This window comes from Streptomyces melanosporofaciens (assembly GCF_900105695.1).
Classification (GTDB): domain Bacteria; phylum Actinomycetota; class Actinomycetes; order Streptomycetales; family Streptomycetaceae; genus Streptomyces; species Streptomyces antimycoticus.
The window spans coordinates 9,553,674-9,572,353 of sequence record NZ_FNST01000002.1 but is presented as its reverse complement, the minus strand read 5'-3'; the positions used below and the strand labels follow the sequence as shown (position 1 = coordinate 9,572,353).

The following is an 18,680-nucleotide window of genomic DNA, read 5'->3' as shown; positions in this document are numbered from 1 at the left end:
GTTCTCCATGGTGGTGGCCGGGTTCATCGGGCCTCCCTGCGGACCACGCTGTCTCGCGGAAACATCTGACCTGTGGAACGTAGGTGGGGGTTACAGCCTTTGACAAGGTCTCAACAACCATGAGTTTTCTTCCAGATGCCCCCTGGCAACCACATCAGACATCTGACATGTTGGTCGGCACTGCTCACTTTCCCTCGCCCTTTTGCCCACAGGAGCGCGTGCCATGACCCTTCGTGTCGTCGGCGTCGAGACCATCGATGTCCGCTTCCCGACCTCCCAGCACCTCGACGGCTCCGACGCCATGAACGAGGCTCCGGACTACTCGGCGGCGTACGTGGTGCTCAAGACCGCCGACGACGAGCCCTCCGGCCAAGGTGCGGCGCAGCCCGCACCCGGCGCCGAACCTCTGGAGGGCCATGGCTTCACCTTCACCATCGGCCGTGGCAACGACCTGGCGGTCCAGGCCGCCCGCGCCATCGGGGAGCGGGCCGTCGGCATGGCCGTGGACGAGATCACCGGCGATCTGGGCGGCTTCTCACGCCATCTGCTGGGCGACAGCCAGCTGCGCTGGCTCGGCCCGGACAAGGGCGCCATCCACCTGGGAAGCGCCGCGGTGATCAACGCGGCCTGGGATCTCGCCGCCCGGCAGGCGGGCAAGCCCGTGTGGAAGCTCCTCGCCGACCTCTCGCCCCGGGAGGTGGTCGACCTGGTGGACTGGCGCTACCTCAAGGACGCGCTCACCCCCGAAGCCGCACTGAAGATGCTGGAATCCCGCGCCGGTGGCCGCGCCGGGCGCGAGGCGTATGTGCGCGAGCACGGCTACCCGGCGTACACCACCAGCGCGGGCTGGCTCGGGTACGACGACACCAAGTTGGCCCGGCTCTGCCAGGAGGCCGTGGACCAGGGCTGGAACTCGGTGAAGCTGAAGGTGGGCGCGAATCTGGAGGACGACATACGGCGCTGCCGTATCGCCCGCGAGGTCATCGGACCGAACCGCCGGCTGATGATCGACGCCAATCAGATCCTGGGCGTGGAGGAGGCGGTCACCTGGGCCACGGCGCTTCGGGAGTTCGACATCTGGTGGTTCGAGGAGCCCACCAGCCCCGACGACATCCTCGGCCACGCGGCCATCGCCCGGCGGATCGGTGGGACCCGGGTGGCCACCGGCGAACACGCCCATAACGCGGTGATGTTCAAGCAGTTCCTCGCCGCCGACGCGATCAGCGTCTGTCAGATCGACGCCTGCCGCCTGGGCGGTGTCAACGAGGCGGTGGCCGTGCTGCTGCTGGCCGCGGCATACGGCGTGCCGGTGTGCCCGCACGCCGGCGGTGTCGGCCTGTGCGAACTCGTCCAGCATCTGTCGATCTTCGATTACGTGGCCGTCAGCGGCTCCATGGACGACCGTGTCATCGAGTACGTCGACCATCTCCACGAGCACTTCCACGACCCGGTCCGCATCCGCGGCTCGCGCTATCTCGTCCCCGACGCGCCCGGCTACAGCGCCCGGATCCGGCGCGAGACCCTGGACACCTACCGCTACCCCGACGGACCGGTCTGGAGCCGCCGCGACTGAGTGGCATCCTGGTCGCCATGCCCACCAATCCAGACCGCTCCGGCCCCGGCGGCGACGGTGTCCCCGCCGCCGGGAGCAGTGTCGTCGACATAGCCATCGGCCGGCTGCGCCATCGCATCGAGAGCGGTGAGTTCGCGCCGGGCCACCGTCTGCCTCCGGAGGCGGTGCTGGCGGGCGAGCTCGAACTCTCCCGCCCGTCCCTGCGGGAGGCGATCCGCGCCCTGGCGATGGCCGGGGTCCTGGACGTACGTCGCGGTGACGGCACCTTCGTCACCGATCTGCGCCCGGACCGGCTGCTGCGGGCCCTCGGCAGTTTCCTGGATCTGGCCCAGGACACCGGTCTGAACGAGATGCTGGAATGCCGCAAGGTCCTGGAGCCGGGCGCCACCGCACTGGCCGCGACCCGCATCGACGAGGCCGCCCTCGACCGGCTCCAGGAGCGGATCGAGCGGATGCGCGGTCTGCACGACCCGGAGGAGCTGGTGCACGAGGACATCGCCTTCCACGCCGACATCGTGGCCGCCTCCGGCAACCGCACGCTGGCCTCCCTGGCGGACTCGGTCACCCAGCGCACCGCCCGGGCCCGCATCTGGCGCGCCCTGGTCAAGTCCGATGTGCTGTCCTGGACCCACCAGCAGCACATGGACATCTACACCGCGCTCCGGGCCCACGACAGCCTGGCCGCGTTCACCGCGGCCAGCCGGCATGTGGGCGATGTGGAGCTGTGGGTCCGCGATCGGCTGGACGCGGTGCGCGACCGCCGCTGACCGGCGGACCCGAGTGGCGCGGCCGCCCATCACCAAGCGGACCCGAGTGGCGCGGCCGCCCCTCGCAAGGGGTCGCACATCTCCCCACCGGGTCAGATGTCGCGCCGTGCGAGGAAGCCCAGCAGGGTGTGCAGCTCCGCGCTCGCGCGAGGCACGAGCGGCAGACCGTCCAGGCACCGCTCCACGGCGGTGATGTGACGGTCGGCCTCCACCAGGGCGGCGGAGCGGCCACCGGCCTGCTCGATCAGATCGGCCGCCCGGCGCGTGGTGGCGTCGTCCGGGGTGTCCGGGGACTCCTCCAGGAGCGTGGCCAGTTGCCCGGCGGCCGAGGTGTCGCGGGCGCTCAGGGCGGCGAGCACGGGGAAGGTCTTCTTGCGCTGCCGCAGATCGCGGTGGACGGGTTTGCCGGTGACCGCGGGGTCGCCCCAGATGCCGAGCAGGTCGTCCGCCACCTGGAACGCCACGCCCATATGCCGTCCGGCCCGGTCCAGAGTGGCCGCGGTGGTCTCCGGCGCCCCGGCGAGCGCGGCGCCCAGGGCGGCGGCGCAGCCGAGCAGCGCGCCGGTCTTGTGCTCGGCCATCGTGCGGTACTCCTCCGGCCCCACCGCCGCGGGCCCCGTCCAGGGGCGCGACTCGAAGAGCAGGTCGTCCGCCTGGCCGTGGACGAGGTCGCCCAGGGCCACGCTCAGCCGCCGCACCGCGGCCGCGGCACCGGCACCGGGCACGGCGGCCAGTGCCTCCACGGCCAGCGCGAACAGGGCGTCACCGGCGAGCACGGCCGGGCCGGTCCCGTAGGCCTTCCATACGGTGGGGCGGGTGCGGCGGGTCTGGTCGCCGTCCATGATGTCGTCGTGCAGCAGCGAGAAGGTGTGCACCAGCTCCACCGCCACCGCTCCGGCGACCGCCGCCTCGCCGGATGCCCCGGCCGCCTCCGCGCACAGCACGGCCAGGGCCTGCCGCACCCCCTTGCCGCCCGCGCCCTCGGCGGGCGTACCGCCCACATCGCACCAGCCGAAGGAGTACGCGGCCATCTCGGCGACCCATGGGTGCAGCCGGCCGACCGTCTCGGCCAGCGCCGGGCGCACCAACTCCCGGCAGCGGACGAGGATTTCGCCCGCGGTCGCGGTGGGCTCGTCCGCGGTCGCGGTGGTCCCGTGCGCAGTCGCGGTGGTCTCGTAGGCCCCGAGGAGCATGGGGAACGCCGTCGTCACAGTGCCACCTCCATGACCTCCGTGAGGCCGAACTCCTCCCGGGCACGGTCCACCATCCGGCGGGCGTGCCGCAGTCCGATCCGCTCCAGCACATCGGCCAGTTCGGACAGGTCCTCGTCGGTCCGGGCGCGGTCGCGGCCCAGCCGGGCCAGGGACTTGATGAGCCCGAGCCGGGCGAGACCCTCGCCGCGCGGCTCGCTCATGTCGCGGAACTCGTCCAGGGCCTGCTCGTACATCGCGCGGGCCTCCTCGTAACGGCCCGCGCGGTAGAACACATTGCCGCGCATCTTGTGGTTGTACGCGAGCGCGCTCACCAGGTTCATCTCGCGGCAGGTCAGTTCGGCCCCGGAGAGCAGCTCCAGTGCGCGTTCCACGTCCCCGTCGCGTACGGAGACGATGTCGGCCATGCCCCGCAGCGCCCATGCGTGTCCGCGCCGGTCATCGGCGCCCGCGGCTATCTCCGCGGCCTCCTGGAACATCGCGTAGGCCGAGTCGTACGACCCGGTGTTGCGGTGCATCTGGGCGATGCCCTCCAGCGCCCATACGGTGTGCCGCGCCTCGCCGCGCTTGCGTGCCTCGGCGAGGAGCCGCTCGTGCAGCGCGCCCACGGCCTCGTAGTCGCCCTGAATGCGGCCGGTCTCCGCCATCCCGGCCAGTGAGTAGCCGCGGACGACGATGTCCCCGCCGCGTTCGCCGAATTCGGCCGCGAGTCCGAGCAGCCGCCACGCCAGCGCCAGCGCGCCCCGCTGCCGGGCGAGCGTGCCTCCGCTCCACAGCGCCCACGCCATCGCCCCGAGGTCCCCCGCCGCACGGGCCGCCCGGTAACTGGCCTTCCACTCGCGGTCGGCCTCGCCCACCTGACCCAGCCTCCGGTGCGCCTCGGCGACCGCGAGCCCCGCCCGGGCCGCCTCGCCCGGGGAGCCGCCCCGCTCGGCCGCCCGCAACTGCTCGGTGCCCGCCGCCAGCACGTCGACCAGCGAGGAGTTCACGGACAGGGTGGTGAGGGAGCCCTGGTACTCAGGAGCGAATGCTTTGCCGTACATGGATGCCTTTCCGTCTGTTGTTCCCAGGAGCACGCGACTGTCCGCTATACACCGAGTGCATACACCACGAGTATGCATTCCATGTATACACGCTGTGTATAGGTGACAGGAAACCGGCCTTGCCAAGGTCGCCGGTGCTGTGCGTCCGTTGCCGATCAAGACGCGACCGGGGCCCGGGAGGTTTACCAACCGGCTCCACGGGTGGCAAAAAACTTATGGACCGGGCTCGGCACCCCCTCCCCGATCCGGCACGTCCCCGACGGAAAGGCAGAATTCACCCATGATCAGCCAGTGGCAGCTCCGCGCCGCCTTCGCGGCACGGCTCTCCGACATGTACGGCCGGGAAGTCCCGGCGTACACCACGCTCGTGGACGTCTCGCGCGAGATCAACGAGGACGTGCTGCGGGCGCGGGGCGCCGACGCCGAGCGTCTGGGGTCCATCGGCCGGGTGACCGCCGAACGCCACGGCGCCATCCGGGTCGGCACGCCTCAGGAGCTGGGGCAGGTGGCCCGCGTCTTCGCCGCGCTGGGAATGCACCCGGTCGGCTTCTACGATCTGCGCGAGGCCGCCGCCAGCGCGGTCCCCGTGGTCTCGACCGCCTTCCGCCCGGTGGACGGGGAGGAGCTGGCGCGCAACCCCTTCCGCGTCTTCACCTCCCTGCTCACCACCGCCGACCCGCGGTTCTTCGACGCCGATCTGCGCTCCCGGCTGGAGACCTTCCTGGCCGGCCGCGAGCTGTTCCCGCCAGAGCTGCTCACCCTGGCCGACCGCGCGACGGCCGAGCACGGACTGCCCGAGGAGGACGCCGAACGCTTCCTCCACCTCGCCGTGTCCGCCTTCGAGTTGTCCCCCGAGCCGGTGGACAAGGTCTGGTACGAGACGCTGGAGAGGATCTCCGCCGTCGCCGCGGACATCGGCGGTGTCCGCAGCACCCACATCAACCACCTCACCCCGCGCGTCCTGGACATCGACGAGCTCTACCGGCGGATGACCGACCGCGGCATCCAGATGATCGACACCATCCAGGGGCCACCGGCCTGGAAGGGTCCCGACGTCCTGCTGCGCCAGACCTCCTTCCGCGCCCTCGACGAACCCCGCGCGATGCGCCTCGCGGACGGGAGCGTCACCACCGGCGCCCTGCGGGTGCGCTTCGGCGAGGTCGAGGCCCGCGGTATCGCCCTCACCCCCGACGGCCGCGCCCTGTACGACCGGCTGCTCACCCTCGTCGACCATGAAGTGGCCCGCCATCCGGGGGTGGACCGGGGCGAACTGGCCCGCGGCGTATGGGAAGAGCATCTGCCCCATACCGAACGGGAACTGGCCGCCCGGGGATTGGGCTGGTTCACCTACCACGTCGTACCGGACCGCCCACGCGACGGCAGCCGTCCGCCCGCCGCCCTGGGCGAGCTGCTGGAGCGAGGCTGGGTGCGGGCCGAGCCCATCGTCTACGAGGACTTCCTGCCCCGCTCCGCCGCCGGTATCTTCCAGTCCAACCTCAGCGGGGAGGGCGTACGGGACAACGGCCAGGAGGACACCGCCCACGACGCCGCATGGCTCTCGGGCGCCATCGGCCGCGATGTCCTGGACCCCTTCGCGCTCTACGAGCGGCAGCAGAGCGGCTCCCTCGCGCGGGTCGCCCGCGAACTGGGGCTCGACGGCGCCCCGGGCTGATCCGTCACCGTCCGCCTGCCGCCACCTCGCGTTCGATCCAACGGCAGATCACCCCCACCACGTACGCCCGCTCCGCCCGCGTCAGTTCCCGCCCCTTGGGGATCTGGTGCCAGCGCTCGAGGCAGGTACGGCAGCAGGTGGCGGTCGCATGCTGGGCGACGAACACGGGGTGGCCGCGGTAGGGCGTCTGCTTGCCGTCCTTGTACGGCTCGGCGGGAGCCAGCCGCTTGGCGATCAGGTCGTACGCGTGCCAGCGCACCGTCGACGGGCCACTCAGCTCGGCCGTGGCCCGGTCACGACCGCGCAGATGGAACTTCGCGCGGAAGGGGTGGCGCGCGATGGTCTCCAGCCGCTGGTCGAGCGAGTCAGGCATCGGGTCGGACGGGTCGGACATCGAGAGCTCCCGGAGACGACAAAAACCCCTTTCGATCGTAAGACGGCCCGCCCACGACACCGTGGGCAGGGCCGTGGAGGGGTGCCGGACCTTGCGGGTCCGCCCGGCCAGGGGCAGTGTGACGGCCATGGTGGACACGCAGTTCTCCGATCGCCGGCTGGCCGCGCTGTACGACCTGTTCTGCCCCTGGGACGAGCGCGGGGATTTCACGTTCTACCTGCCCCTGGTGATGTCCGCCCGCTCCGTCCTGGACGTGGGGTGCGGAACGGGCGCGCTGCTGCGCAGAGCACGGGAGGACGGGCACGAGGGGCGGCTGTGCGGGCTGGATCCCGCAGTGGGGATGCTGGAGGTGGCGCGGGCGTACCCGGATGTGGAGTGGGTGCTCGGCGACCTGGCCTCGGCGCCGGGGTGGAGCCGTGCGTTCGATCTGGTGGTGATGACCGGCCACGCCTTCCAAGGGCTTCTGGGCGACGACGAGTTGCGCGATGCGCTGGCCGCGATCGCCACGGCACTGACCGACGACGGCCGCTTTGTGTTCGAGACCCGCAATCCGCCGGTGCGGGAGTGGGAAGACTGGGACGTGCGGTACTCGGGCGAGGTGGTGGACCCCACCGGGGCCGTGGTGCGGTGTGTGTGCGCGGTGGAGACGCCGGTGCGGGGAGATCTCGTCTCGGCCACGCACACCTACACCGGCACGGGCTGGGAGCGGCCCCTGCTGAGCCGCAGCACGCTGCGGTTTCTCGGTCCGGACGCGCTGGCGGGGTTCCTGGGCGAGGCGGGGCTGGTCGTGGCGGAGCAGTTCGGGGACTGGGACGGCGGGCCGCTGACCGGCACCAGCCCGGAGATCATCACGGTCGCCCGCCGCCCCCGCGGTCCGCGTGGTTGACGCGCCGCCCTCGCCGTCAGCGTGATCGACGCGCGGCCCTCGCTGTCAGCGTGACTGACACGCGGTTCAGGACGGCTTGCGGGTCGCCCGCCACTCCGGTGCGAGCACCGACCAGATCTCCCTGTCCTGCCACTCGCCCCGGCGCAGATAGCTCTCCCGCAGCACACCGTCCTTCGTCATCCCCAGCCGCCGGGCCACGGCGATGCTGCCCTCGTTCCCGGCGGCGGCAATCCACTCCACGCGGTGGATGCCCCGCTCCTCGACGGCCCAGTCGATGATCACGCGGCAGGCCCGGGTCACCAGCCCCTTGCCCACCGCCGAAGGCTCCAGCCAGCAACCCGCCTCCGCGGTGCCCTGGTTGATGTCCATCGTGCGGAAGAGGACTCCGCCGACCAGCTTGCCGTCCATCCAGATGCCGTAGATCCGTCCGGCGTCGGCCGCCGCCTTGTCCGCGTATCCCTGGAGGAACGCCCGGGCCGACTCCAGGTCGGAGGCGGCGTCCGCCAGCGGGATGTACCGTCCGATGAATTCCCGTCCCCGGTCCATGTGCGTAAGGAACTCCTCGGCCTGCCACGGCTCCAGCGGGCGCAGCTCCGCGCCGTCGTCGCCCAGGGATATCGCGTACATCGTCACCTTCCAGCGTTCGGACCAGCCCACACAGTACGGCGGGATCCTCTCACCGAGGGAGCCGTCCCCGCGCTTCCATTTGTACCTACTAGTACGTATGATCTTGCCCATGGACACCCGGGAACGACTCATCGCAAGCACCCGCGAGCTGCTGTGGGAGCGCGGCTACGTGGGCACGAGCCCGAAGGCGATCCAGGAGCGATCCGGGGCGGGCCAGGGCAGCATGTACCACCACTTCCGCGGCAAGCCCGATCTGGCGCTCGCCGCGATCAGCCGCAGCGCCGAGGAGCTGAGGGGCAGGGCGGAGGCCGAGTTCAGCGGTCCCGGCACCACGGTCGAGCGGATCAGCGCCTATTTGCGGCGGGAGCGGGACGCCCTGAAGGGCTGCCCGGTCGGCCGCCTCACCCAGGACCCCGATGTGATGGCCGATCCGGAGCTGCGCCGACCGGTCGAGGAGACCTTCGCCTGGCTCACCGACCGGCTGGCCGGGCTGCTGGCGGAGGGCCGGGCGAATGGCGAGCTCGACACCGGGCTCGACCCGGCGAGCACGGCCACCGCACTGGTCGCGGTGTTGCAGGGCGGCTATGTGCTGGCCCGTGCCGCCGACTCGGTCGAGGTGTACGCCCGGGCCATGGACGGAGCGCTCGGTCTGCTCACCGCCCATGTCCGCTGAGCCCGTGATGTTCCGCCGACCGACTCGCCCGAAAGAGAGCCCCGACATGCCCTTCGTTCGCATTGACGCGCTGCGGGCCGACCCCGACCGGCTCGACGCCCTCGGCCGTGCCGTGCACGACGCCCTGGTGGAAACCATCGGCTTCCCGCCCAACGACCGGTTCCAGGTCCTGACCAGCCATGACGGCACCAGCGGCCTGCTGCGCTACGACGACTACCTCGGGGTGCGACGCGACGAGGGCATCGTCTACATCGCGCTCACGATGCGCTCGGGGCGCACACCGGCACAGAAGCAGGCGCTGTACCGGCGGATCGCCGAGCTCGCCCAGGAGTACGCGGGGACCGAGCCGCGAAACGTCTTCATCACCCTGATCGAGAACGAGTCGGCCGACTGGTCGTTCGGCCATGGGGTGGCGCAGTACATCGACGGATGACCATGTCCTCCCTCTGGCCACACCGCTGGGCCACTGGACCACATGGGGCCCGGCATGGCGAGAATCCGTTGACTTCTGTCGTTCCAGCCCCTGGGTGATCTTCTCGCGGCTCCCTAGCGTGGGGCGGGCACCAGCCGCCCACGCCCGGAAGGAGACGCGGTGCCTGCCACGTTCGAAAGGGAGCCGGACACCACCCGATGACCAAGATTCTGCTCTCCCTGCATGTCCTGGCCGCCATCGTCGCGATCGGCCCCGTCACCGTCGCGGCCAGCATGTTCCCGCCCGCGGCCCGTAACGCCCACGCTGCCGCAGGGGCAGCCGCCGAGGGCGAGGCGGACCTGGGCACGGTCCGGCTTCTGCACCGCATCTGCCGCGTCTACGCCAAGATGGGCCTCGCCGTGCCCGTCTTCGGATTCGCCACGGCCGCCGCGATGGGCGTCCTCGGCAGCGGCTGGCTCACCGCCTCCATCGCGCTGACGGCCGCGGCCGCCGGCGTCCTGGTCGCCTTCGTCCTGCCCCGCCAGGACGAGCTCATCGACAGCCTCGGTGGGGGCAAGGCCCTGGAGCGGACCGATACCGCCCAACTGGCCATGTACACCGGCGCGTTCAACCTGCTGTGGGCGACGGTGACCATTCTCATGATCGTCCGCCCGGGCTCGACCACGGGAGCCTGACCCCGCCGGATCACCGGTGCCGACCGAAGCCGCCCCGGCGCGGGATAATGATCGAGAGCGCCGGGGCGGAAACAGGAGGCGGTGCAGGGCATGCACGGTGAGTACAAGGTGCCGGGCGGCAAGCTGGTCGTCGTGGATCTGGATGTCCACGACGGCGTGCTGCGCGGGGTGCGGGTCGCGGGCGACTTCTTCCTGGAACCGGACGAGGCCCTGCACGCCATCGACCGGGCCCTGGAGGGCGCGCCCGCCGACGCGGACGCGCAGGCGCTCGCCGCGCGCATCGAGGCGGGACTGCCCGCCGGCACCGTGATGTTCGGTTTCTCCGCCGAGGCCGTGGGCATCGCGGTGCGACGGGCGGTGGCCCGTGCCACCGACTGGACCGACTACGACTGGCAGCTGATCCACGAGGGGCCACAGGATCCGGCGCTGCACATGGCCCTGGACGAGGTGCTGACCGGCGAGGTGGCCGCCGGGCGGCGGCCGCCGACGCTGCGGGTGTGGGAGTGGGACCGTCCGGCCGTCATCATCGGCAGCTTCCAGTCGCTGCGCAACGAGGTCGACCCGGCGGGCGCCGAGCGGCACGGGGTGACGGTCGTCCGGCGGATCAGCGGCGGCGGGGCGATGTTCGTGGAACCGGGCAACACCATCACGTACTCGCTGTACGTGCCCCAGTCGCTCGTCTCCGGCCTGTCCTTCGCCGACAGCTACGCCTATCTGGACGACTGGGTGCTGGGCGCGCTGGGCGAGATGGGCGTCAAGGCGTGGTACCAGCCGCTGAACGACATCGCGACGGAGGCGGGGAAGGTCGGCGGGGCAGCCCAGAAGCGGATCGCGGCACACGGCGGTGCGGTGCTGCACCACGTGACCATGTCGTACGACATCGACGCCGCCAAGATGGTGGAGGTGCTGCGCATCGGGCGGGAGAAGCTGTCCGGCAAGGGCATCGCGAGCGCCGTCAAGCGGGTGGACCCGCTGCGCCGCCAGACCGGGCTGCCGCGCCCGGCCGTCATCGACCGCATGGTGGCCTCGTTCCGCGGGCGGTACGGGCTCACCGGCGGCAAGGTGACGGACGAGGAGTCGGCGACGGCGCGGCTGCTGGCGGCCGGGAAGTTCGGCTCGCCGGAGTGGACATCGCGGGTGCCGTGACCGGGGCCGCCCCGGGGGTCAGTTGCTGTAGACGCGCTCGGGGTGGACGAAGACCGCGGCGCGGCGCTGCTCGGCCATCACCCGGTCGTAGGCGCCCCAGTCGTCGTGCGCGCCGCCCGCGGCGATGAAGACCTCGCGCAGCAGCAGCCGCAGACGCTCCTGGTCGACCCCGGGGAACGGGTCGTCGGGCCCCGCGATCTCGGTGCGGCCCTCGACGGCGGCCCAGTTCCATCCGGCGCGGAAGACCAGGGTGGCCCGCGGGCGTGGCCGCAGATGGGCGAGTTTGGCGCGGCCGTAGGTGACGAAGGCGACCACCTGCTCACCGGAGACCGGATGGTCGATGATCCCGGCGTTGACCACTGATGCCTGGACCGAGCCGTCGGCGCGCGTCGTCGTCACGACCGCCAAGTGGTGGTCGGCCGTGGCGATGCGGTCCACGTCCTGAAGATCCGTCATCGGGTGCCTTTCTCGGCGGACCGGTCCGTCCAGCATGGCTTCCTCGGCACGCTACCGCACCCTGATGCGTCCGGGCCGGTGAATCCCGGACCGCGCGGGCGGGCGTGGGCTCGCCGCCGGGCCGGGGGGTGTAGCGGGCTCCACCGTCGATGGGGCGGCTCGCTCTCCCGCGTGCGTCCGGCCGGTCTTCTAGCCTCGTCGGCATGGGGAGAACGATGCTGCACGCGGTGTGGGCCACGGCCCTGCCGGCGTCCGCGCTCGCCTTGGCCTTCGGCTCGTATCTGCGCCGTCGGCGGCCCGGCCCGACGGACACGGAAACGGCCACGGCCACGGCCACGGCGCGGCTGACCGAGCGGGTGGCGGAGCTGGCGGAAAACCGGGCGGGCGCCATCGCCGCGCACGATGCCGAACTGCGCCGAATCGAACGGGAGTTGCATGACGGCACCCAGGCGCGGCTGGTCTCCCTGTCCCTGCGGATCGGCCTGGCGAAGCGGGCGTACGACCGGGATCCGACGGCGGCGCGCAGGATGCTGGACGACGCGCAGGACCTGGCCGAAGAGGCGCTGACCGAGCTGCGCCAGGTGGTGCGTGGCATGCATCCGCCGGTCCTCACCGACCGTGGCCTGGCCGGGGCGGTACGAGCGCTCGCCGCGAGCAGCGGGCTCGATGTCACCGTGCGGGTGGACGGTCTGGAGGACGGGAGACGGGCGTCGGCGGCGGTCGAGGCGGCCGCCTACTTCGTCGTGGCGGAGGCGCTGGCGAACGTGGCGAGACACAGTGGCGCCGACCGGGCCGAGGCCCGGCTGGCCCGTACACCGAGCGGATTGTGGGTCTCGGTGCGGGACGAGGGACGAGGTGGCGCCGAGGCGGTGGCGGGCGTGTCCGGCGTCGGGGAGACGGGTGGTTCCGGCAGCTCCGAAGGTGGCTCCGGGCACGGCTTCCAAGGTGGCTCCGGGCTGCTCGGGATAGGTCGCCGCGTCGCCGCGCTCGATGGAACGGTGACGGTGACAAGCCCGCGGGGCGGGCCGACGGTCGTCACGGAGCTGCCCTGCCGGTGGCAATCGCCGGGAGCCCACGTGGCCGCCGCCACTACGACGGGCAGGACGCCTCGATCAGGTCGCGCAACTGGGAGCGGGCGGTGACGCCGAGTTTGGGGAAGCTGCGGTAGAGGTGCGAGCCGACGGTGCGAGGGGAGAGAAAGAGCCGTTCGCCGATCTCACGGTTGCTCAGGCCCTGCGCCGCCAGGCGGATGATGTGCTGCTGCTGCGGGGACAGGGAGGTGAGGGCGTCGGGGCTGGTGGGGGCGGATTCGATCCCGGCGGCGCGCAATTCGGCCTGGGTGCGGTCGATCCAGGGGCGGGCGCCGAGGCGACGGAAGGTCTCCAGCGCGGTGTTCAGCTGGTGGCGGGCCTCGGTGATGCGGTGGCGGCGGCGCAGCCATTCGGCGTGGTCCAGCAGGAGCTGCGCGCGTTCGAAGGGCCATTGGCCGCCCGCGGGTTCGGCGAGGGCCGCGGCGAAGTGCGGCTCGGCATCTGCCGGTTCGAGCAGCGCACGGGCGCGGTGGATCAGGATGCGCATCCGGGGCGAGGGGTCCTCGGCGAGCCGGTCGGCGATGCGCTCCACGGTGGCGGCGGCCTCGGCGCCGTGGCCGGTGCGGACGGCCGCCGCGGCCAGTTCGGCGACGGCGGGGAAGGAACACGCGTAGTGGACGGGCTCGCCGTCGGCCGTGAACAGCAGGCGGAACTGCTCGTACGCGCCGATGTGGTCGCCGTCGGCCACCGCGGCCATGCCCAGCGCCCACCGGGCGCGGACGGCGACGGCGCGGCTGCGGTGCGGGTCGACGAGGGACAGCGCGGCGGAGCCCGCGGTGCGGGCCTCGTCGGTCCGGCCGGTCAACGCAAGAGCGGCGGCTTCGAGCGACCGTGCGGCGGCGTCGAGGTGCGGCAGCCCGGCGCCCGCGGAATTGGTGTTCACGGCGGCGGTACGGGCCTGGGCCCACAGCCCGTGGTCCAGATACGCCCACCCCGCCGAGCAGCCGAGCCCGATGGGCAGGGTGCCGCCCAGCCGCCAGCGGTGGAGGGCGTCGTCGAAGATCCGTACCGCGAGTGCGGTCTCGTCGAGCAACCAGGCCATGGCGCCGAGCGAGATGAGCCGGGCCGGGTCGCCGTCCGCCCGCTCGACCAGTGCCGGGATCGCCGCCACCCGCTCGGAGCGGTGCGCGGTGGGGTCGGTCACCGCGAGCGTCCACGGGTCGTCCTGTGCCCGGGCCCGTACGGCGAGGCGGTATTCCTCGTCGCCCGAGTAGAAGCCCGCCACCGACGCGGAGGCGAGCGCGATCCGGCGCAGCCCGGGGTCCTCCGCCGCCCGCAGCAGCAGGGAGAGCGCGGTGTCGTGCTCAGTGCTCAGCGTGAGCACCTGGCCCACGCGCAGCGATGCCTCGGCCGACAGCGCCGGGTCGTCGGTGAGCTCCGCGGCACCGGCGGCGAGCCGGCGCACCCAGTGCGGCTGTCCGGTGGACACCGCCGCACCCGCCGCGGCCACCAGGCGGCGGGCGCGGTCGCGGCGCCCGGGACTCAGCTCGGCGGCACGTTCCAGCGCGGTGGTGGCGGCGGTGTATCCGCCACGCTCCCGGGCCCTGGCCGCCGACTCCTCCAGGGCTGCGGCGATCTCCTCGTCCGGCCCCTCCGCGGCGGCGGCCAGATGCCAGGCGCGGCGGTCGGGTTCGGCGCTGAGCAGCGCGGCGAGGTCGCGGTGGGCCTGACGGCGGGCGGCCAGCGGTGCGGAGTGGTAGATCGCGGACCTGATCAGCGGATGCCGGAAGCGGGCCCGCCGGCCGTCGTGGCCGCCACCGGTGAGCCGCAGCAGTCCGGCGGCCTCGGCCGGGGCCAGCGCCTCGACCCGGCCCGCCACCGCCCGCTCGTCCGCCGCGACCAGGAGCAGCGCCTGCCGGGTGGCCTCGGGCAGGGAATCGAGGTCGGCGGCGAAGACCCGCATCAGGCGGTCGGTGGGCGGCAGGAGCTCGCCTTCTGCGGAGTCGGCCGAGTCCCCGCCGCAGGCGCCGTTCGCCCGGGCCAGTTCGACCAGTGCCAGCGGGTTCCCGGCGGCCTGGTCGAGGATGCGCAGCCGGCCGCGGCCGGTCGGTGGATACGGCTGCCGGTCCAGCAGAAGGCCCGCGGCGGTCGCGTCCAGCGGGCCCAGCGTACGCACGGGAAAGCCGGAGAACGGCGCCGTGGCCCCGCCCCCGGCGCCCTCGCCGGCCGGCTCTCTGGCCGCGGCCAGCACGGCGAGAGGTTCGTCGCCGATGCGCCGGGCGGCGAAGGCGAGCAGCTCCAGCGAGCCGGCGTCGATCCACTGCAGATCGTCGGCGACCACCAGGACGGGCGAGCGCCGTGCGAGGTCCGAGAGCAGGGTGAGCAGCGCGACGCCGAGCAGCAGCCGGTCGGGCGGGCCACCGTGGCCGCCCTCGACACGGCCGGGCTCGGCCTCCGCGAGGCCGGTGTCGCGGGTATTGGTCTCCGCAGGGCCGGTGTCGTGAGGCTTGGCGTCCTCCAGGCCGATGGCGCCGAGCAGGGCCGACCGCTGCCGGGCCGACAGCCCGGCCGTCTCCCCCAGCACCGGCCGCAGCAGCTGGTGGAGGCCCGCGAACGTCAGGTTCGCCTCGCTCTCGCTGCCCGTCATCCGCAGCACCCGGCCCTGGTGACGATCCGCCGCGAGGCCGAGCAGGGTGCTCTTGCCGGCACCCGGTTCGCCCGTAAGGATCAGCACACCGCTGGTCAGACCGAGTACGGCCGCGCTCTCACTCTCCCGCCCGACCATGGTCATCCCTCGACTCTAACCCGTGGTGCGGTAGCCCGTGGTGCAGTCATATGACGGATACCGCCGACGCCCGCCGACGCACAGGCTGGACTCATGGACACCATCACGCTTGGCAACGTCGAGATCACCCGCGTGGTAGAGGTGGCCCCCAGGGGTCTGCCACGCGACTTCGTCTTTCCCGACGTGGCCATGGAGCACTGGCGCACGCACGAGGGCTGGCTGGCGCCCGAATTCCTGGATCCGGCCGCCGACGAGGTACGCACGACGATCCAGAGCTGGCTGCTTCGCAGCGAGGGCCGGACGATCCTGATCGACACCGGCGTCGGCAACGACCGGGAGCGGCCACATATGCCGTTCTTCCACCATCTGCAGACGGACTACCTCGGGAGACTGGCCGCGGCCGGGGTCCGCCCGGCCGATGTGGACCTGGTGATCTGCACCCATGTGCATGGTGACCACGTCGGATGGAACACGTCGTGGACGGAGGGTGAGTGGCGGCCGACCTTCCCCAACGCGGAGTATGTGTTCCCCCGGGCCGACTTCGACTACTGGAACCCCGAGAACGGGCACCGGACCCGCTCCGGCCCCCGGATGGCGAACGTGTTCGAGGACAGCGTCGCCCCCGTCCACCAGGCCGGGCAGACCGTGCTGTGGGAGGGCGACCACTACGACATCGACGCCCAGCTGCGCCTCGAGCCCGCCCCCGGCCACACCCCCGGCTCCTGCGTGGTGCGGCTGCGGTCCGGTACGGATCGGGCGATCTTCGCGGGCGATGTGCTGCACAGCCCGCTGCAGATCGTGGAGCCGGACGTCTGCCCCTGCTTCGACGAGGACGAGCCCCGGGCGCGGGTCGCCCGGCGCCGGGTGCTGGGAGAGGCCGCGGACGAGCGCGCGCTGCTGTTCCCCGCGCACTTCCCCGGCGCGGGCGCGGCCGAACTGCGGCGGGACGGCGAGCGGTTCGCGGTGAAGGAGTGGGCGGCATGGCGGTGAGCGTGTTCCGGAACATCCCGTACGCGGCCGCGCCGATCGGCGCCGCGCGGTTCGCCGCGCCGACCCCCGTGCACGGTGCCCCCGGCGACGATGGGCCGGGGCCGACGGCTCCGGCGCCCGAGCGACGGTTCGCGGTGGACCTGAGCCCGGCGCTGGGCCAGGGCTGGGTGCGTGGCGAGGACTATCTGACGGTCAACGTCTGGACGCCACGGACCGACGGCAACGCCCCGGTGATGGTCTTCGTACACGGCGGCGGCTTTCTCTCCGGCACCGGCCAGGCGCCGCTGTACGACGGGACGTCCTTCGCCCGCGACGGCGTGGTCCTGGTCACCCTCAACTACCGTCTCGGCGCGCCGGGTTGGCTCGACCTGCCGGGCGCCCCGCGCAACCGGGGTCTGCTGGACGTGCTCGCGGCGCTGCGCTGGGTGCGTGAGCACATCGCGGGCTACGGCGGGGACCCGGACCGGGTGACGGTGTTCGGGCAGTCGGCGGGAGGGATGATCGTCAGTGCGCTGCTGGTGACGCCCGAGGCCGCCGGGCTGTTCCGGGCTGCGATCAGCCAGAGCGGTGGGCTGCACACCCTGACCGGCGCGGAGGCGGCGGAGACGACCCGGGCCCTGGCCGACCGGCTGGGCGTTCCGGCCACGGCCGAGGCGTTCGCCGCGATCCCCGACGAGCGCCTGGTGGCCGCGCTCGCCGACCTGCCCGGGGTGGGGCCGCGGCTCTCGCCGTTCGGTGTGGTGCTCGATGAGCCCGACGAGGTGGCCCCGACGCATCCGGTGGATCTGCTGGTGGGCACGAACACCCAGGAGTCGCTGCTGTACCAGCGGCCGGAACGCAGCGCGGGCATCGACGCCATGTTCCGCGACGCCCGTGAGCGGCTGGTGTCCCGCTACGACAAGGTGTTCACCTACGACTTCGACTGGCGGGGCGGGCCGTTCGGGGCGTGCCACACCGCGGAGGTCCCTTTCGTCTTCGACAACACCGGTCTGCCCGCGCTCCGTACGGCGAACGGACTGCTCGGACCGGACATCCCGCCGTCGCTGGCCACGGAGATGCACGGCGCGTGGGTCCGGTTCGCCATGACGGGGGATCCGGGCTGGTCGGGGGCGCGCCGGTTCCACTAGGGCCCACGGGGTGCGGCGGGGTGGCCGTTGGCGGCGGATCCGCCGCGTCGGTCTCGGCCCGCCTCATCGCGCCCCGGGCCACGGGCCACGGGTTCACCAACCGCCGTATTCCTGACCGCCGTGGGGTGGGGCGGGGCGGCTCGCCGGGGCCTGAACGGGGTCCTCCGGCGGCCGGGCCGGCCAGACGGGCCGAGGTGGTGGCGGCGGGGGCAGGCGCGAGCTGTCCGCCTTCTTTTGGTTCCACTCCCCCTCGCCCAGGACCAGCAGCGGATCGAACATGATGATGGTCCCCGCGATCACCAGAAAGACCACCGGGCCGATCAGCATGGGGAGGATCAGCGAAGCCGGTGCGTTGCCGCCCACGGAGGCGCCGAGCACATCGTCCAGCCGCACACTGACCGCGGCCATGCCCGTGTAGTGCATCCCGGTCACCGCGACCCCCATCACCATGCTCGATCCCAGGCTGGCGCGGAAGCCATGGATGGTCACCGCGGCCCACAGGGCCGCGGTCGCGGCCACGACCGCGATCAGGACGGAGAGCAGGACGGTCGGCACGGAGTACTCCAGATGTCCCTGCATGCGCATCGCGGACATCCCGATGTAGTGCATGCCCGCGACGCCGAGTCCGGTGAACACACCGGCCGAGAGCAGCACCCCCCGGGAAACGCCCCGGTAGCCGACCATGAAAACGCCGATGCCGACGACGACGATCGCCACCAGAAGGCTGAGCAGGGTGGTCGGTATGTCGAAGCCGACCGGGGTTTCCTTCACATGGAACCCCATCATGGCGATGAAGTGCATCGTCCAGATACCCGAGCCGATCGACGCGGATCCGAGCGCGAGCCAGCCCGGCTTCCAGGAGCGCTGAGTACGCACCGACCGGGCGGTGCAGCGTAAGCCGAGCGCTCCCCCGAGACAGGCCATGAGGTAGGCCGCCAGCGGGGTGGTGGCCCCGTAGTTGAACCCGTCGATCGTGCCGTACATGTACGTTCCGTCCTTCTCGCCGCGGGGTTCTGTGCAGAAACGTTGAGCCACCGGCGAGGGTAGGGCGCGGGCAAGCACACCGCCCTCGCCTTTGGTCACGCATCGATAAAGGTGTCTCACCAAACGTGACGCGATATCGCATCATTCACCTCATGTCCCTTTTCGCCTTGGCTGCGGGGCGGGAGTTCCCGCGCGGCCCCGAACCCGC

At 72.3% G+C, this 18,680-nt stretch carries 17 protein-coding genes and 1 pseudogene; 11 read left to right on the top strand and 7 right to left on the bottom strand.

What is annotated here, in order from left to right:
* Positions 1–223: 223 nt before the first annotated feature.
* Positions 224–1,573 (top strand): enolase C-terminal domain-like protein, encoded by a 1,350-nt coding sequence (locus tag BLV72_RS43375; RefSeq protein WP_093469356.1) that lies wholly within the window; start codon positions 224–226, stop codon positions 1,571–1,573.
* Between the two features lie 17 nt (positions 1,574–1,590).
* Positions 1,591–2,340 (top strand): FadR/GntR family transcriptional regulator, encoded by a 750-nt coding sequence (locus tag BLV72_RS43370; RefSeq protein WP_093469354.1) that lies wholly within the window; start codon positions 1,591–1,593, stop codon positions 2,338–2,340.
* 92 nt (positions 2,341–2,432) lie between these two features.
* Here the strand turns inward: BLV72_RS43370 and BLV72_RS43365 are convergent, their stop codons facing one another.
* Together BLV72_RS43365 and BLV72_RS43360 are read right to left on the bottom strand one after the other, a co-directional pair.
* Positions 2,433–3,533 (bottom strand): polyprenyl synthetase family protein, encoded by a 1,101-nt coding sequence (locus BLV72_RS43365; RefSeq protein WP_425288567.1) that lies wholly within the window; start codon positions 3,531–3,533, stop codon positions 2,433–2,435.
* Between the two features lie 14 nt (positions 3,534–3,547).
* Entirely contained in the window at positions 3,548–4,594 is a 1,047-nt protein-coding gene (locus tag BLV72_RS43360) for a tetratricopeptide repeat protein (protein ID WP_093469353.1), read from the bottom strand.
* A 280-nt stretch (positions 4,595–4,874) separates the two neighbouring features.
* Here BLV72_RS43360 and hglS point away from each other — a divergent pair, with 280 nt between their 5' ends.
* Positions 4,875–6,266 (top strand): 2-oxoadipate dioxygenase/decarboxylase, encoded by a 1,392-nt coding sequence (gene hglS / locus BLV72_RS43355; RefSeq protein ID WP_093469351.1) that lies wholly within the window; start codon positions 4,875–4,877, stop codon positions 6,264–6,266.
* A 4-nt stretch (positions 6,267–6,270) separates the two neighbouring features.
* On the opposite strand, the gene BLV72_RS43350 is transcribed toward hglS, so the two are convergent.
* Positions 6,271–6,660: a DUF4186 domain-containing protein gene (locus BLV72_RS43350; RefSeq protein ID WP_093469350.1), complete on the bottom strand. Its 390-nt coding sequence runs from the start codon at positions 6,658–6,660 to the stop codon at positions 6,271–6,273.
* A gap of 127 nt (positions 6,661–6,787) precedes the next feature.
* Between BLV72_RS43350 and BLV72_RS43345 the strand changes: the two genes are divergently transcribed.
* Positions 6,788–7,546, top strand: coding sequence for a class I SAM-dependent methyltransferase (locus tag BLV72_RS43345; RefSeq protein WP_093469349.1), 759 nt, complete (start codon positions 6,788–6,790; stop codon positions 7,544–7,546).
* Between the two features lie 66 nt (positions 7,547–7,612).
* Here BLV72_RS43345 and BLV72_RS43340 read toward each other — a convergent pair whose 3' ends face one another.
* Positions 7,613–8,173 (bottom strand): GNAT family N-acetyltransferase, encoded by a 561-nt coding sequence (locus BLV72_RS43340; protein ID WP_093470874.1) that lies wholly within the window; start codon positions 8,171–8,173, stop codon positions 7,613–7,615.
* A gap of 109 nt (positions 8,174–8,282) precedes the next feature.
* Here BLV72_RS43340 and BLV72_RS43335 point away from each other — a divergent pair, with 109 nt between their 5' ends.
* The 4 genes from BLV72_RS43335 to lplAB all read left to right on the top strand — a co-directional run bounded on the left by BLV72_RS43335 (position 8,283) and on the right by lplAB (position 11,099).
* Positions 8,283–8,846 (top strand): TetR/AcrR family transcriptional regulator, encoded by a 564-nt coding sequence (locus BLV72_RS43335; RefSeq protein ID WP_093469347.1) that lies wholly within the window; start codon positions 8,283–8,285, stop codon positions 8,844–8,846.
* A 46-nt stretch (positions 8,847–8,892) separates the two neighbouring features.
* The gene (locus BLV72_RS43330; protein WP_093469346.1) at positions 8,893–9,279 is read left to right on the top strand and encodes a tautomerase family protein; all 387 of its coding nucleotides are present in this window, start codon (positions 8,893–8,895) and stop codon (positions 9,277–9,279) included.
* 197 nt (positions 9,280–9,476) lie between these two features.
* On the top strand, positions 9,477–9,953 hold the full coding sequence (locus BLV72_RS43325; protein ID WP_093469345.1) for a hypothetical protein: 477 nt from the start codon (positions 9,477–9,479) through the stop codon (positions 9,951–9,953).
* Between the two features lie 90 nt (positions 9,954–10,043).
* A complete protein-coding gene (lplAB, locus tag BLV72_RS43320; protein ID WP_093469343.1) occupies positions 10,044–11,099 on the top strand; it encodes a lipoate-protein ligase LplAB in 1,056 nt (351 codons plus the stop codon).
* Between the two features lie 18 nt (positions 11,100–11,117).
* On the opposite strand, the gene BLV72_RS43315 is transcribed toward lplAB, so the two are convergent.
* The gene (locus BLV72_RS43315) at positions 11,118–11,555 is read right to left on the bottom strand and encodes a TIGR03618 family F420-dependent PPOX class oxidoreductase (protein WP_167746526.1); all 438 of its coding nucleotides are present in this window, start codon (positions 11,553–11,555) and stop codon (positions 11,118–11,120) included.
* Between the two features lie 338 nt (positions 11,556–11,893).
* Between BLV72_RS43315 and BLV72_RS43310 the strand changes: the two are divergent.
* Positions 11,894–12,613: pseudogene (locus BLV72_RS43310) on the top strand (sensor histidine kinase); the annotation flags it as partial.
* A 31-nt stretch (positions 12,614–12,644) separates the two neighbouring features.
* On the opposite strand, the gene BLV72_RS43305 reads toward BLV72_RS43310, so the two are convergent.
* Positions 12,645–15,377, bottom strand: a complete 2,733-nt coding sequence (locus BLV72_RS43305) for a helix-turn-helix transcriptional regulator (RefSeq protein WP_244321298.1) — start codon at positions 15,375–15,377, stop codon at positions 12,645–12,647.
* Between the two features lie 87 nt (positions 15,378–15,464).
* Here BLV72_RS43305 and BLV72_RS43300 point away from each other — a divergent pair, with 87 nt between their 5' ends.
* Both BLV72_RS43300 and BLV72_RS43295 read left to right on the top strand, forming a co-directional pair.
* Entirely contained in the window at positions 15,465–16,361 is an 897-nt protein-coding gene (locus BLV72_RS43300; protein ID WP_093469340.1) for an MBL fold metallo-hydrolase, read from the top strand.
* Positions 16,352–17,488 (top strand): carboxylesterase/lipase family protein, encoded by a 1,137-nt coding sequence (locus tag BLV72_RS43295; protein ID WP_093469338.1) that lies wholly within the window; start codon positions 16,352–16,354, stop codon positions 17,486–17,488. The genes BLV72_RS43300 and BLV72_RS43295 overlap by 10 nt, the downstream gene beginning before the upstream one ends.
* Before the next feature lie 93 nt (positions 17,489–17,581).
* Here the strand turns inward: BLV72_RS43295 and BLV72_RS43290 are convergent, their stop codons facing one another.
* Positions 17,582–18,472 carry an MHYT domain-containing protein gene (locus BLV72_RS43290; protein ID WP_093469337.1) on the bottom strand — a complete coding sequence of 297 codons (891 nt, stop codon included), beginning with the start codon at positions 18,470–18,472 and terminating at the stop codon, positions 17,582–17,584.
* Positions 18,473–18,680 lie beyond the last annotated feature (208 nt).